Annotated in this window: 18 protein-coding genes, 1 pseudogene and 1 other annotated feature; of the genes and pseudogenes, 8 read left to right on the forward strand and 11 right to left on the reverse strand. The window is 59.1% G+C overall.

Annotated features, from left to right (window positions below; all coding sequences use genetic code 11):
• Window positions 1–719, forward strand: a 719-nt coding sequence (gene tnpC, locus G7020_RS17530) for an IS66 family transposase (RefSeq protein ID WP_181086427.1), incomplete at its 5' end; no start/stop codon positions are given.
• A gap of 44 nt (window positions 720–763) precedes the next feature.
• Here the strand turns inward: tnpC and G7020_RS17535 are convergent.
• The 8 genes and pseudogenes from G7020_RS17535 to G7020_RS17570 all read right to left on the reverse strand — a co-directional run.
• Window positions 764–1236, reverse strand: a pseudogene (locus G7020_RS17535) (transposase); the annotation flags it as partial.
• Window positions 842–958, reverse strand: a sequence feature (AL1L pseudoknot). It overlaps the preceding pseudogene by 117 nt.
• A gap of 201 nt (window positions 1237–1437) precedes the next feature.
• Window positions 1438–1923, reverse strand: a complete 486-nt coding sequence (locus G7020_RS17540; RefSeq protein WP_076342760.1) for a DUF2321 domain-containing protein — start codon at window positions 1921–1923, stop codon at window positions 1438–1440.
• Between the two features lie 85 nt (window positions 1924–2008).
• Window positions 2009–2563, reverse strand: a complete 555-nt coding sequence (locus tag G7020_RS17545) for a hypothetical protein (protein WP_181086428.1) — start codon at window positions 2561–2563, stop codon at window positions 2009–2011.
• 110 nt (window positions 2564–2673) lie between these two features.
• On the reverse strand, window positions 2674–3444 hold the full coding sequence (locus tag G7020_RS17550) for a hypothetical protein (RefSeq protein WP_181086429.1): 771 nt from the start codon (window positions 3442–3444) through the stop codon (window positions 2674–2676).
• A gap of 93 nt (window positions 3445–3537) precedes the next feature.
• Window positions 3538–3813 carry a hypothetical protein gene (locus G7020_RS17555; protein WP_219852740.1) on the reverse strand — a complete coding sequence of 92 codons (276 nt, stop codon included), beginning with the start codon at window positions 3811–3813 and terminating at the stop codon, window positions 3538–3540.
• 199 nt (window positions 3814–4012) lie between these two features.
• Window positions 4013–4759, reverse strand: a complete 747-nt coding sequence (locus G7020_RS17560) for an SAM-dependent methyltransferase (protein WP_181086431.1) — start codon at window positions 4757–4759, stop codon at window positions 4013–4015.
• A gap of 105 nt (window positions 4760–4864) precedes the next feature.
• Complete coding sequence (locus G7020_RS17565) at window positions 4865–5323, reverse strand: hypothetical protein (protein WP_181086432.1); 459 nt, start codon at window positions 5321–5323, stop codon at window positions 4865–4867.
• Between the two features lie 313 nt (window positions 5324–5636).
• Entirely contained in the window at window positions 5637–6545 is a 909-nt protein-coding gene (locus tag G7020_RS17570; RefSeq protein ID WP_181086433.1) for a LysR family transcriptional regulator, read from the reverse strand.
• Between the two features lie 111 nt (window positions 6546–6656).
• On the opposite strand from G7020_RS17570, the gene G7020_RS17575 reads away from it, so the two are divergent.
• Entirely contained in the window at window positions 6657–7085 is a 429-nt protein-coding gene (locus G7020_RS17575; RefSeq protein ID WP_181086434.1) for a VOC family protein, read from the forward strand.
• The gene (locus tag G7020_RS17580; protein WP_181086435.1) at window positions 7082–7669 is read left to right on the forward strand and encodes a glutathione S-transferase family protein; all 588 of its coding nucleotides are present in this window, start codon (window positions 7082–7084) and stop codon (window positions 7667–7669) included. The genes G7020_RS17575 and G7020_RS17580 overlap by 4 nt, the downstream gene beginning before the upstream one ends.
• A 4-nt stretch (window positions 7670–7673) precedes the next feature.
• On the opposite strand, the gene G7020_RS17585 is transcribed toward G7020_RS17580, so the two are convergent.
• On the reverse strand, window positions 7674–8639 hold the full coding sequence (locus tag G7020_RS17585; RefSeq protein WP_181086436.1) for a ribonuclease Z: 966 nt from the start codon (window positions 8637–8639) through the stop codon (window positions 7674–7676).
• A gap of 131 nt (window positions 8640–8770) precedes the next feature.
• Window positions 8771–9193 (reverse strand): VOC family protein, encoded by a 423-nt coding sequence (locus G7020_RS17590; RefSeq protein WP_181086437.1) that lies wholly within the window; start codon window positions 9191–9193, stop codon window positions 8771–8773.
• A gap of 298 nt (window positions 9194–9491) precedes the next feature.
• On the opposite strand from G7020_RS17590, the gene G7020_RS17595 reads away from it, so the two are divergent.
• The 4 genes from G7020_RS17595 to G7020_RS17610 all read left to right on the forward strand — a co-directional run bounded on the left by G7020_RS17595 (window position 9492) and on the right by G7020_RS17610 (window position 12485).
• Window positions 9492–10859, forward strand: a complete 1368-nt coding sequence (locus tag G7020_RS17595; RefSeq protein ID WP_181086438.1) for a GntP family permease — start codon at window positions 9492–9494, stop codon at window positions 10857–10859.
• 124 nt (window positions 10860–10983) lie between these two features.
• On the forward strand, window positions 10984–11427 hold the full coding sequence (locus tag G7020_RS17600; protein WP_181086439.1) for an HIT family protein: 444 nt from the start codon (window positions 10984–10986) through the stop codon (window positions 11425–11427).
• Window positions 11428–11570: 143 nt separating this feature from the next.
• A complete protein-coding gene (locus tag G7020_RS17605) occupies window positions 11571–11768 on the forward strand; it encodes a hypothetical protein (protein WP_181086440.1) in 198 nt (65 codons plus the stop codon).
• Window positions 11769–11897: 129 nt separating this feature from the next.
• Window positions 11898–12485, forward strand: coding sequence for a LysE family translocator (locus G7020_RS17610; RefSeq protein WP_181086441.1), 588 nt, complete (start codon window positions 11898–11900; stop codon window positions 12483–12485).
• On the opposite strand, the gene G7020_RS17615 is transcribed toward G7020_RS17610, so the two are convergent.
• Window positions 12471–13325 carry an AraC family transcriptional regulator gene (locus tag G7020_RS17615; protein WP_181086442.1) on the reverse strand — a complete coding sequence of 285 codons (855 nt, stop codon included), beginning with the start codon at window positions 13323–13325 and terminating at the stop codon, window positions 12471–12473. The two genes, G7020_RS17610 and G7020_RS17615, sit on opposite strands and share 15 nt — an antisense overlap.
• Window positions 13326–13429: 104 nt before the next feature.
• Here G7020_RS17615 and G7020_RS17620 point away from each other — a divergent pair, with 104 nt between their 5' ends.
• A complete protein-coding gene (locus G7020_RS17620; RefSeq protein ID WP_181086443.1) occupies window positions 13430–13855 on the forward strand; it encodes a 3-isopropylmalate dehydratase in 426 nt (141 codons plus the stop codon).
• Window positions 13856–13898: the final 43 nt, after the last annotated feature.

Raw genomic sequence — 13898 nt, forward strand, 5'->3', positions numbered from 1 at the left:
AACCGGTGATCCTTTTCGACTACACCACCAGCCGCGCGCAGGAAGTGCCGTTGCGCCTGCTCGACGGCTATCGCGGCTACCTGATGACCGACGACTATGCCGGCTACAACGCCGTGGCCGCGCAAGAGGGCATCGAACGTCTGGCCTGCTGGGCGCATGCGCGACGCAAGTTCCTCGAGGCGCAGAAGGTGCAGCCCAAGGGCAAGACCGGCCGGGCCGACATGGCGCTGAACCTGATCAACAAGCTCTACGGCATCGAGCGCGACCTGAAAGACACCGACGACAGCGAGCGCCAGGCCGCCCGGCAGCAACGCAGTCAGCCACTGCTCGACCAGCTCAAGGCCTGGCTCGACAAAACCCAGCCGCAGGTCGCCGGGCAGACGGCGCTGGGCAGGGCGGTGAATTACCTAGCCAGCAACTGGAGAAAGCTGGTGCGCTACGTCGAAGGTGGACATCTACCGATCGACAACAACCGTGCCGAGAACGCCATCCGCCCCTTCGTCATCGGGCGCAAGAACTGGCTGTTCAGCGACACGCCCAAGGGGGCCACGGCCAGTGCGCAGATCTACAGCCTGATCGAAACTGCCAAGGCCAACGGGCAGGAGCCCTACGCTTGGCTGCGTCATATCCTTGAGCGCCTGCCCGCAGCACAGAGCGTCGAAGACTACGAAGCGCTGCTGCCGTGGAACTGCTCGCCGGCCTCTGCCTCGACTTCCTGAAAACAAACTCTGTCTGGCGGACGGGGTTTATGGAGCGCTTACCTCAGTACCTCGTCACGCCGTGTTCGCGGAGAACGCCGCTCGGGAGCGGCCTGGCAATGTGCATGGGCGTAGTAGGTCGATGGAGCGATCGGCAGTACCCGGCAGATCGGCTCGACTCCATAAACCGCACGATGCTCGTCGACGAACGCCTTCATGGCTTGAAGCGGCGGTCGAGCTCCGCCTGGGCAAAATACGCGGACGCCTTGCGCAGGATCTCGTTGGCCTGGCGCAACTCACGCACCTCACGTTCCAGCGCCTTGATCCGCTCGCGTTCGCTGCTGGTCTGGCCTTCACGTTTGCCAGTATCGCGCTCGGCCTGGCGTACCCAACGGCGCAGTGTTTCGGCGGTACAACCGATCTTGGCAGAAATCGAGCAAATCGCTGCCCATTCCGACTCGTGGTTGCCTTGATGTTCCAATACCAGTCGAACCGCTCGCTCGCGGACTTCCGGGGAGTACTTCGTCGTCGTCTTCATGGCTCCATCCTCTCAAGAGTTGGAGCCTCCGGGAAAGCCGGGGCGGTTCAGTTCGGCACTCAGGCTGGGCGAGCTCGGGGCGAACGTTGTCCTCGCTGCGCGTCGTGAGGCAGCCCTCGATGACCTCGTGAAGCAAATCGAAACCGTGGGTGGCTGCGCAGTGGCTGTACCAGCGGACGTCAGCAATGCCCGTGTTATGACTCAGCCGCCCCATATTGCCTTCTTGGCCGCCTCACTCAGCACATCAACGACAATGTCTCTGACGCCATCCGCGACCGCGCCGCCAACTTTTGCCATAGTTTGTTTGAAACGAACAGATGCAACCTGGAGGCGAGGAGACTCCTTTGTCATTTCTGAGAGGTCTGCGCGAAACTGCGCTAGCTCGTCACTCGACAGCTTCCCGCTTGTCTCTACTAGATCAGTGGCCGCATCAACTTTACGCTCCGTCCATGGGAATGCATGGCCGCAGTTGTGGCAGTAGGACGGTGGCGTGTACTCGCCTCCAAAACCAAAAACTCCTTCGACGTAGTAGTCACCACGAACATTAGCCCCGCAGTTTGGACACTGCGTCATCGTGGCTTCGCCACACTTCGAGCAAAATTTCTCGCGGTGCTCTGGATAAGCATCTGCGGAATCGGTGGAAACATGACCGTTCGGACAGACCTCAGCTGTTCTATACACCCCCATGGAACTCCCCCTGAGTCATAACGTTTGGTTAAGGGGCGGGCTTTGGCCCGTCCCAGTGAGCGAAGCGAGCGATTTGAACCAGTTGTTAGGATTTCTTTCGACTTTGCAACAAGAGTATAACTATTAAAATAATAGTCAGAGACCCCCAAGGGTATAAATACTTTATCACCCAAGATGCCTCAAACTCCGGAAGTTTGTAACCAAGGATAATGAATGGTGCTGCCAGTACAGTCACTCCAGCTAAAGCTGATCCTCGACCATCTTTGGTGGTTAGTAATATTAATACTAGAAGCAACACCCAAGGAGCGCTTTGGAAGGCTACGCGCTCAATTTTCTTTGATGGAAAACCAGGATTAAAATTGAACTCTAATTGGCTTTCCTCCGCCTCGGCCATAAGGCGTAAAAAATATTTCTTACTAGCCGAAGTTTCTGAAAGTGACTCTATCTTCTCTTCCAGCTCAACTATAGATGCAACAATTTCCAACTCGGTACTTATTCTATTCAACTTAAAGTGTCCAGTGTATAGCTCGTATAACGCAACGCTTCCTCCGAGGACTACTACTGCAAATATTAAAAATGTAAAACGCCCCCATGTAAAATTCTTAAATAAACTTTCAAAAAAATTAAAAATGCTTTCCATGAGGCAGAAATCCTAACGCTCGCCATCACCGGAGGCAAAAACGGCGCGAAGCATAGTTTTTGACTTCCGGTGCATAGCATTGTTAGCTGATTTGCGCCGGACCATTGGTGTTATAGCCACGAGCTGCCCTCTTGGTAACTTAGAAATGGGCTTGTACCGCTAATACGGTAGTCTGAGCAGATGCTTTCGAGGCTACTCTTTGCAATCTGAACAAAAAAACCGGTTGGGTAAACTAACTCCCATCGGTTGCTGAAAATTAAACCACTCACAGGGTCTATATCGGATAGCGTTGAAACCTCTTGATAGTAAGGAGCAAACTCCATTCTGAAAGGGGACTCTGCCCCTGCGCCAGGTAACCTGAACTCGTGAGCCAGTTTGTTCCTATACATCCAAAGCAGATTTTTATGCGTGAATTTGGATGGTAGAAATTTCCCATCGAGTTTTTCTGGTTGATCATTACTCTGGCACGGCCACTCAGCAAGAACCTCCTGAAGTGTCGGGTCAGCGTCTAGCTCTTTATGGCTTGACAGCAGCCTGTTCGAAACAGTGAATCTCTTTTGCTTCTCAGATTGAGCCCAACCGTTAAGAGCTGAGAAGGAACTAGGTACTTGAGAGAGACCGTCGAGGACGCCGCAAAGCTGCAACAAACTAACCCTGTCGTGATATGTCCAGCCCGAGTGCTCCGATACGGTTTGTCGATAGCGCTCTCCCACACGAGTCTCATTAGGAAAAGCGGCAATCGAAAGGGAATCAAAAACTGAGCAAAGAATAAGTTTTGCCGGAAGCCCTTGGTGACGACGGTTTGGTTTAGAGAGAGCAGCAGCAATCATTGCCCTGTTATAGGTTCGAAACCTATCAATTTTTTCTTCAACCGTTTCCACCAATGCCCTCCAATAGCTAACGATTAAGCTAAGGGGCCGGCTTTAGCCGGTCCCAGTGAGCGAAGCGAACGGTTTGAGCGCATTGTTAGACGGCTACCACAAACGCTTTTTATCGCGGCGATAGCACTTGAAAGCCAGCACCCAGAATGAAATTAATGCGAACAGGGCTACTTTGTCATAGCGCTTCAGGAGTTTTCCTGCAACTGCATCCTCAAGCCCTTTGAGCGGACCGCTGAACTGAAGGCTGCTCGTAAGGTGACTACCGATAAGGCTGATACCGATGAAAAATACGACACCCAGAATAACTGCCCACTGAGTTTTCTTGGAAATTGCTATCACGTACAAAATTTCAGAGAAATACTCTTTCAAGCCAACCTCCATGTATCTGTAGCCTTCTAACGTCTGAATTCACCGGCCTGCGCGGCTCTTTGCGCAGGTCCGGTGGAATGATGGGTTAGGCCGATAGCCCAAAGCGCAAAAGCCGGCGCTGGCGAGACGGCGATCAAGCATTTGTTTTGCCTTTCTGTGCTGCGCGAAAGTTGGATACGGCGACCAAGACGCCAACGCATCACCGCGGCATCAGCGCGAACACACCCCAGCCCAGGTATTCACGCGTGTAAGCGGCGTAGCGCTCGGGTTCCGATGTCAGTTTGGCTCGAACATCTTTCGTTAACTCGTCGTCGGGGTTGGCTTCAAGCCATCGGCGCATGGTGAGCCATTTGGCCGCCTCGTATCTATCCCAGCCGTCTTGGTCAGCCAGAACCATTTCAACGACGTCGTAGCCAAGATGGCCGAAAGACGCGAGAAGTTCAGGAAGCATGAGAAAGTCGGAGATTGAGTTGGCAAGACACCCCATGGCAACATCTTCCGTCGGCGGTAACTGCCGCCAGTAGGGTTCGCCGATGAGGATGATCCCTCCGGTGCGCAAGCTCCGCGCCAGAAGCTCGATAGTGCCGACGACTCCCCCGGCGATCCAAGTGGCACCGACACAGGCTGCCACACCGACCTTCTCGTTGGAGACGTAGCCAGCAGCATCGCCATGGATGAACTTGACTTGATCGGCGACGCCGAGTTCTACGGCACGGAGTTTCGCTTGCTCGGTGAACAACTGGCTCATGTCGATGCCGGTGCCGATGACGCCGTGATCGCGTGCCCAGGTGCACAGCATCTCCCCCGAACCGCTGCCGAGGTCGAGCACTCGGGCCCCCCTTTCCAGACGCAGCGCCGCGCCGAGAATGGCAAGCTTTTCGGGTGTGATCGGGTTGTGGATGCGGTGAGCACTTTCGGTGATGTTGAATATCCGTGGGATGTCCATTGTGAAAATTTCCTTACGGGGTGAATAGATTCGGTCAAGGCCTAACGCCCACATTTGCGGCTTGTTTGAAGCGCAGCGGAAAACAAGTCCGACAACATGTGCTTGTTATAACCACCGTCCGTTTACCGCTAAATCGTTTTTAGAAAGGGCTACTATTTTTTCTAAGCACTTACGGGAACTCTGACTAAAAGGACCATAGATATCACTCGGATCAACTACGCCGGCGTAATCAATTTGGTAGTCTACGAAATTTGTTAAAGCTGCCTCTGCGTCATTTGAAAAAAGAAATGCTCCTGTATCTCTGTGCTTCCTTACTTTTTCTCGGGCGACTCTTAATTCTTGTATAATATTTTCCGGTTCACGAGGAGAGTGCTCCCAATCTTTATTCCTTTCTTCATATATTGCGACTATATCAGACAAGCTTTCAATAACTGTCTTATAAGCATGTACACGCATCTCCCACCATTTTTCGTGCTTATATCGGCGCAACGCAATAAACGCACCAAAGACACCAGAAAGAACCCCCACACCACCAATTTTTATTAGTTCTATAGCTATATCCATTTAGACTGACCTTAGGGGTTATAACAGTGATTAGGTAGCATTCTATGCTAATGAATAACAAGAGCGTTCGATATAACTCCGGTTTCCTAATGATTCCTGGAGCCGCAATCTTTTAAAAATCAAAGGGCTACAGCACCACCCACAGCCTCACCCGTATTCGCTTGACGTCTATCTATCCCTCAAAAAAGTGGAGGGAGCGAAAAGCCAAAGTTTAATATCTGCTCCAACGAGTTTACTGGCAGTCCCCCGAAATTGGCCAGTAGCCATCCCTGGCCGATATTACCCTTCCAAGCACATCCACTCCTGACCAAGATCAACCCTGACCATCCCCCAGCCTCGGCGTGTCCCTCTCCAATCTCGGCCACGCCCATTCCACAAAAGCCCTTACGCGCGGTGAGAGCTGCAAGGCGTGGGGATAGACCAGTTGAACCGGCAGGTCCGCAGGTTCGTAATCCTTAAGAATCCGCACCAGGCGACCGTCGGCAAGCTCGTCTGCGACCTGGTAGTGCATCAGTCGGGTAATGCCCACGCCTTGCACGCAGGCGAGGCTGGCGGCGCGGATCTGGTTGCAGACCAGGCGCGGGGTGATGTCTTGCGCCAGCTCTTTGCCCTTGTGTCGGTAGTACCAGCGGCGCCCGTGTGGAGCGAAGGTGATGCAGGCGTGTTCGCGCAGCGATTCGGGGGTTTCGATGGCCGGGGCGGTGCGGAGATAGTCCGGGCTTGCGCAGGTGATGAGCCGGGTGGTGCCGACCTGCCTTGCCACCATGGCCGAGTCGGGGAGGTGGCCGATGCGCAGGGCCAGATCGAGGCGTTCATCGAGCAGGGGCAGCACCTGGTCGTTCAGGCTCAGCTCGACGCGCATCTCTGCGTGTTCCTTGAGAAAGGCATTCACGATCGGCGCGATGTAGCGTTGGCCGAACTCCACTGGCGCGGTCAGGCGGAGCAGGCCGCGGGCGATGCCGTCCCGCGCTTCGAGCCGCTGCTCCATGTCATCGAAGTCGGCGAGCACGCGGCGGCTCCAGGCCAGGTACTCCGTGCCTTCGTCGGTCAGCGCCATGCGCCGGGTGCTGCGGTTCAGCAATCGAACCCCCAGGTGGCGCTCCAGCGCCGCCAGCGAGCGCACCAGCGATGCAACGGATTGCCCGGTCGCATCCGCCGCCGAGCTCAGGCTGCCGCTGTCGACGATCCGAACGAAGTTGGCCATTGCCTTGAGCCTGTCCATTGCCATCCTTTTATATGTGCGATTACTGCATAGGTCTTGTCAGGTGCGCGGCATAGGTCGAAAGCGCATTGCGGCTGAAACTGCAGGGGCTGAAGTCACCCGGAGTTTCACATGAGTCAACAACCAAGTCCCGCCCGAATTCTGGCCTACGACCATATCGGAATTCGGGTCAGCGACAAGCACTGGGCGATGTCTTTCTACCAGGCGCTCGGCTTCGTGGAGAGCGCAAGTTTTCCGCTGTTCGAGGCCAACGAGATGCTCAGCCCGGATGGCGTTCGGATCAACCTGATCTTCAATGGTGCGCGTACCCCCGGTTCTTACAACGCCCTGCTGGATGCCCCGGTGAAGCTGCCGGGCATGACGCATCCGGCCTTCGTCGTCGATGACCTCCAGGCACTCGAAGCCTGGCTGAACGAGCAGGGAATCGTTATCACGGAGGGGCCGCATCACATCGGCCCGAGAAGGGTCGCGCTTTTTATCCGCGACCCCGACGGCAATGTTCTTGAATTCAATCAACTCGTGGATGGAGATGAACGATGAAACTGTACGATCTGGAAGCGTCCGGCAACTGCTACAAGGTGCGGCTGTTCGCTGCTCTGGCCGACATCGAGCTGGACATCGTGCCGGTGGATTTTCTGAACGGTGAGCACAGGAAGCCGCCGTTGTCCGAGCTGAATCCCTTGAAGCAGTTGCCGATTCTGGAGGATGGCACGCACGTCTTGCGCGACTCGCAGGCGATCCTGGTCTACCTCGCGGGCGCCTATGGCGGCCTGGCCTGGTGGCCGGCGCATCCCCAGGGGCAGGCTGAAATCGTTCAGTGGCTGTCTTTCGCCGCCAATGAGATTCAGCACAGCCTCTGCACCGCGCGGCTGGTGCAGAAGTTCGGCTATGAGCTGGACAAGCCGGCGGCGCTGGCGAAATCGCCGGGAGTTCTCTCACTGCTCGACACGCATCTGCAAGGCAATGACTGGCTGGCGATGGGCCGCCCCACGATTGCCGATTGCGCGGTCTACCCCTATGTCGTGCTGGCACCGGAAGGCGATGTGGATCTCACGCCGTACAGCCATGTCGCACGCTGGATGAAGCGGATAGAGGGCCTGCCCGGTTACCTGCCCAAACCCTGATCGATCAGAACGACTCCACTTGTGCCAGCATGCCGTCCTTGCCCAGGCGCAGCCGCAGGAAGTCATGGGCGAGGAACAGCTGTCCCTGGTAGTGCTCGACCGCCTCCTTGCGCACGTCCTCGATGGAGTGCCCCCGTTGCCGACCTGACTGATAGCGCGCGCTGAAATGCGTCAGCACCAGATTGGGCAGGCCGGCTTGCCGGGCGAAGGTGGCGACCTGGGCGGCGGTGCTGTGGCCGAAGGTGTTGCGCGCGTCGTTGATGATGGCCTGGGTATAGGTGGCTTCATGGACCAGCACCTGGGCGTCCTGGCAGGCCTCGGCGAGCAGTTCGGGGCGGTCGTTGTCGCCGCCGACCACGATGCGCCGGGCTGAGCGGGTGAAGGTCAGGTAGTCGTCGCTGCGCAGGGGGCGGCCTTCATGCTGTACATCGAAACCGCGGGCCAGCTGGCCCCACAGCGGGCCACGGGGAATGCCGTCGCGCTCCAGCAGGTCGATGGCGAGTTTCGGGTCGGGGCGGGCCTCGGTGAAGCGGTAGCCGTAGCAGGGCACGCGATGGGAGAGGGCGGTGGCTTCGACGCGGATGTTCTGGCTGCGCCATTCGTCCAGGGTTTCGACGGCATGGAAGCTCAGCTCGTACCCCAGCCAGCTCTGGCTCATCTGCTGGGTCGCGCGTATCCAGGTCTCGATACCGTCCGGGGCGATGATGGCCAGCGGCGCCTTGCGGCCCATCATACCGGCGCTGGCGAGCAGGCCGGGCAGACCATAGCAGTGGTCGCCATGCACATGGGTGATGAAAATCGCACGCAGGTCGTGCAGCGACAGCGGCGTACGCAGCAGGCGGTGCTGGGTGCCCTCGCCGCAATCGATCAGGTACCAGCCTTTGCCGGTGTCTTCCAGGAGGGCCAGCCCGCTGACATTGCGGGCCTTGGTGGGGGTGCCGGAGGAGGTGCCGAGAAATAGCAGATCCACGTTTTGCTCCAGAAATCATTCTGGCGCCAGTATGGCGCACGGCATTCGACTCTGGACATGGAGCGGTGGTGCCTGGCAGCGTCCGCCTGATGGCCAGCCCGACGTGATACCTGCTGCGTTGAATGCTAAGTTCACGGCTGTTCGCAGTTGACCATCCAGGACACTCCGAAACGGTCGGTGAACATGCCGAAGCGCTCGGCCCAGAAGGTTTTCTCCATCGGCATCAGCACCTGCCCACCCTCGGACAGCGCGGCGAACAGGCGCTCGCCTTCAGCGACGCTCTCGGGATGCAGGCTGATGGAGCAGCCCTTGATGCCTTCATAGGGCGCGCCGCCGCAGAACTCGCCGGGCAGCGTGTCGGAAGCCATCAGGCGGTAATCGCTCAGGCTCAGGCAGACATGCATGACGCGGTCGTGGTACTCGGCAGGAAACTGCTCGGCGTCCGGCGCCTCGCCGAAACTGAACAGTTCCAGCGTACCGCCCAGCACCTGCTGATAGAAGGTGAAGGCCTCGCGGGCCTGGCCGTCGAAAGTGAGATAAGTGGAAATCTTCATGGGGTTGTCCTCGTGCTGGTGAGCGATTCGCGCAGTTCGGGGGTGGTGCTGGCCTGCGCATAGGCCGGCTCTTTTTCGGGATGGAAAAGAGCCTAGACGAAAAATTTTCGCAGGCTCTGTTCGTTGGTCGAACGGGCGGGTGGTGAATCGAGAACAGCGTCCTTCTGTCTGATCCGATAAGACTCTACGGGCCGCGCCGAGTCATTCACCCGCGCTGCACTATGCTCAACGCTGTACAGGACCACCCGAGCGAGCGTGGCGCGTCCTGGCTTGCGAACCATGAAGCGAGGTGTTCGATATGGTGTTGGTGCTCATACTGCTGGTGCTGATTGCGTTCATCGTTTATTCCACCGTGAGTTGGAAGCTGCATCCCTTTCTCGCACTCCTGGCCGCCGCGATTCTCGCTGGCTTCGCCTATCAGGTGCCGGCGGGGGAAATCCTCAAGACGGTAGCTTCCGGCTTCGGCGGCATCCTCGGTTACATCGGCATCGTCATCGCCCTGGGCACCATCATCGGGGTGATCCTCGAACGCTCCGGTGCGGCCATCACCATGGCCGAAAGCGTGATCCGCCTGCTGGGCGAGCGCTTTCCCACGTTGACGCTGTCGATCATCGGTTACCTGGTGTCGATCCCGGTGTTCTGTGATTCCGGCTACGTCATCCTCAACTCGCTGAAGAATGCCCTGGCGGCGCGAATGAAGGTCTCGGTGGTGGCCATGAGCGTGGCGCTGGCCACCGGCCTGTACGCCACCCATACCTTCGTGCCGCCGACGCCGGGACCGATTGCCGCGGCGGGCAACCTGGGGCTGGAAGGCTCGTTGGGACTGGTGATCGCCGTCGGCCTGCTGGTGTCGGCGGTAGCGGCGTTGGCCGGGTTGTTCTGGGCCAACCGTTTCCTCAGGCAGGATGACCGCGAGTTGCTGGACGAAGCACCCAGTGAGCTGCTTGCCGAAGATGTGGATTTCGACAGCCTGCGCGCCCGCTACGGCGTGCTGCCCAGCGCCTGGCAGGCCTTTGCGCCGATCTTCATTCCTATCGCGCTGATCTGCATCGGCTCGGTTGTCGCCCTGCCTGGCAGGCCGTTGGGCGAGGGGGTGGTGTTTTCGGTGCTGAGCTTTCTCGGCCAGCCGGTGGCCGCCCTGCTGATCGGCCTGGGTTTCGCCTGTTTGCTGCTCAAGGGTGAAAACAAGCGTCAGCAGTTCCATGATCAAGTGGCCGCAGGCATCGTCTCGGCGGCGCCGATCCTGCTCATCACCGGCGCCGGCGGTGCCTTCGGCGCCATGCTGAAGATCACCCCGCTGGGCGATTACCTGGGCCAGAGTCTGTCGGCACTGGGTATCGGCCTGTTCATGCCCTTCATCGTTTCCGCCGCGCTGAAGACGGCGCAAGGGTCCACCACCGTTGCCCTGGTAACGACCTCGGCCATGGTCGCGCCGCTGCTCGGCAGCCTGGGGCTGGACAGTGAAATGGGCCGGGTGCTGACGGTGATGGCCATCGGTGCGGGCGGCATGACCGTTTCCCATGCCAACGACAGCTTCTTCTGGGTGGTTTCGCAGTTCAGCCGCATGAAGGTCTCCACGGCCTACCGCGCGCAGACCGTGGCGACGCTGATCCAGGGTGTGGTGGGGATGCTGATGGTCTGGCTGCTGAGCCTGGTGCTGCTCTGAGGCTGGGCATGCCAGCCATGGCGCGGTCCGACTCTGCGGGCATGCTGCATCGTCCGGAAGGGGCTCTGTCGAATTTTCCCCGGACCCTATATGGTTCGGCTGACCGAACCGAAAGGAGCCTTCGATGAGCCTCACCATCCCGTACGATCCGCAGAACATCTTCGCCAGGATCATCCGTGGCGATGCCCCGTGCTACACGCTTTACGAGGATGACGACGTGCTCGCCTTCCTCGATCTGTTCCCGCAATCCTTCGGCCATACGCTGGTGATTCCCAAGCGTTCGGCAGCCTGCAACCTGCTCGACGTGGACACCGAGGCGCTGTGCAAGATGATGGAAGTGGTGCAGCGGCTCACTCGGATCATCGTCGATGAGCTGCAACCGAGCGGTGTGCAGATCGCACAGTTCAACGGCGCGCCAGCAGGGCAGACGGTGTTTCACATCCACATGCATATCGTCCCGCGTTATGCCGGTCAGGGTCTGGGCGTGCATGCCGCGCAGGAGGCCGAGCATGCCGAGCTGGAGAAGCTGCAGAAGCGGCTGGTGCAGCGAATCACCGCCTTGTCCTGAGCGCGCGGCTGGCGGCTCGATCACCGGACGGGGGTAACCGGGCATAGCCGGCTTTCGGACCGCCGGCAGCCCCTGCCGCGAACGCCACCCGCTGGCGCGGCCTCCAAGTTCAACACGCCATAGTCGAACGTTGCGAGGCCGCCATGAAGCAGAACCAGCCAGATACCGAACAGTCGCCTGCTGATGAAACCGACACGACGATGACCGATGCGGGCGAGAAGAATGCCGGCGAGGATCCGGATTTCGACGAGCAGGTACAACCGGAGGATGATCGCGAGCCGGAAGTATCGCCCGATGACCCGGATATTCAGGGTGTCGATGGTTCCGGCAAGCCGAGTTAGCAGGTGAGGCGAGCGCCCTCAGGCGTACAGGCGCTTTGCTAACCGCCCTTGGAGGGCAATTTCCTTCAATAACCCCACCCGCCAGGCCCGTTAGCCTGTTTCCAGCTCAACCACTGGAAGCAGATATCTATGGAGCCCTACCTTTCCATGGCCGCCTTCGCCCTGGCGTCATCCATTACACCCGGCCCGGTCAATCTCGTGGCGCTGAACTGCGGGGCGCGTTTCGGCTTTCGTGCCAGCCTGCGGCACATCTCTGGGGCGACGGTGGGTTTCACTCTGTTGCTGCTGTTGATCGGTCTGGGCCTGTACGAACTACTGGAGCACGCGCCGGTGCTGATGCGGAGCATCCAGTGGGGTGGTATCGCCTTTTTGCTGTACATGGCCTGGCGTCTGGCGGCGGATGATGGCCGGATCGAGCCGGGTCATGCGCGCGGCGGGCCGTCGCTGCTTGCAGGGGCGCTGCTGCAGTGGCTCAACCCCAAGGCATGGCTGGCATCGGTGGCCGGGATGGGACTGTTCGCGACCGACGGCAACGCGCTGCGGGTATGGTTGTTTGCCGGTCTGTACTTCCTTGTCTGCTATGCCTCGATCGCCTGCTGGGCCTGGGTCGGGACATGTCTGGGCCGTCATTTGCAGCAGGCCGCGCGGGTGCGCTGGCTGAACCGGACGATGGCGCTGTTGCTGGCAGGCAGCGCCTTCTACTTACTGACGGGTTGAGCGGTCACGGTATTGCCCGGGCGTCGCTGCCAGCTGGCGCTTGAAGGTGCGCTGGAAATGCGCCTGATCGGCGAAGCCCGCGGCCAGCGCCACTTCGGCCAGGTCCCGCCCCTGCCTGAGCCAGTGCTGGCTGCGCTGGATGCGTCGATTGAGCAGATAGGCGTGGGGCGTCATGCCGTAGTGCTGCTTGAACGCGCGGATCAGGTAGGACGACGAGAGTTCGGCGGCCCGACAGATGTCTTCCAGGCGCAGCGCCTCGGTGCAGTGCTCGGCAATGTAGTCGGCGGCGCGTTGCAGTTGCAGCGGTTCGATGCGCGCCAGGGTCGCGGTGGGTGCCAGCGTCTGCTGCAACTGGCTGAAATATTCGACGGCGACGCTCTGCTTGTGCAGGGTTTCGTTGTCTGGATCTAGCAGCGTGGCATAGAGCTGCGTCAGCCCGGTGAACAGTGTCGGGTCACGACTGAGGATGGATGAATAGGGATTGAACCTGCCGCCATCGCTGGCACCCAGTTCATGCTGCAATCCCCCGAGCCAGCGGGCATCGACGTAGAACATCAGGTAGGACCAGGGCTGGCCGTCGATGGGGTTGCAGGCGTGAACGGTCTGCGGATTGACGATGACCACTGCACCGCTGTCGAGCCGCTCGCGAGCGTTCCCGTTGAAATAGGTGCTGCAGCCGGCGGTGATCGCGCCGATCGAGAAGGTTTCGTGGCAATGCGGCGCATAGCAGACCTTGCGCCCGTCGGCGACCGCCCGCGCCTCGATGAAGGGCAGGGCGGTATCGCGCCAGAAGCGCGGCTGGGTGTCGTTGTGGTTTGGGTGACTCACGCCGGTTTCCATTTTGGAAAGTGTGTCTGCACTCTAGCAATCGTTCGGCTATCTGGCATTCTCGACGGCAATCGCTGTCCTATTACCCGGTTGCGCCCCACTGACAAGGAATCACCATGCGTCTGATCGTTGCTCTGACCGCCATGCTGTCGCTGACTGCCTGTTCTTCCTGGCAGCCCGATCCGGAAGATATCAAGCCTGTCCCGGAGGATCGGGTACTGGCCTATCAGCAGCCGCTGGAAAATGGTGGCGAGGTGGTGGTGACACGGGATTTCGGCCTGCGTGGCGGCGGTTGCTATATCGCGGTGATGATCGATCGCGAGCTGGCGGCGCGGATTCATGTGGGCGAGGTGGTGCGCTTCCTGGTGCCGAGCGGGGCGCGGATCGTCAGCATCGGCGTCGATCCACTGGACGATACCTTCTGCGGCAAGCTCAGCCTGCGCCGCGAGAAACTGGCGCAGGTGCAGGCGGGGCAGACGCTGGAGTACCGTGTGATCGTCGATAACCAGATCGGTTTCGATATCGTTCCGTCGGAGCACTGAGCCGCGACGGAACGTCAGGGCGCGGGTTTGGTGTTCGCGGGCA

Source organism: Stutzerimonas stutzeri (assembly GCF_013522825.1).
In the GTDB taxonomy this organism is placed as follows: domain Bacteria; phylum Pseudomonadota; class Gammaproteobacteria; order Pseudomonadales; family Pseudomonadaceae; genus Stutzerimonas; species Stutzerimonas stutzeri_AK.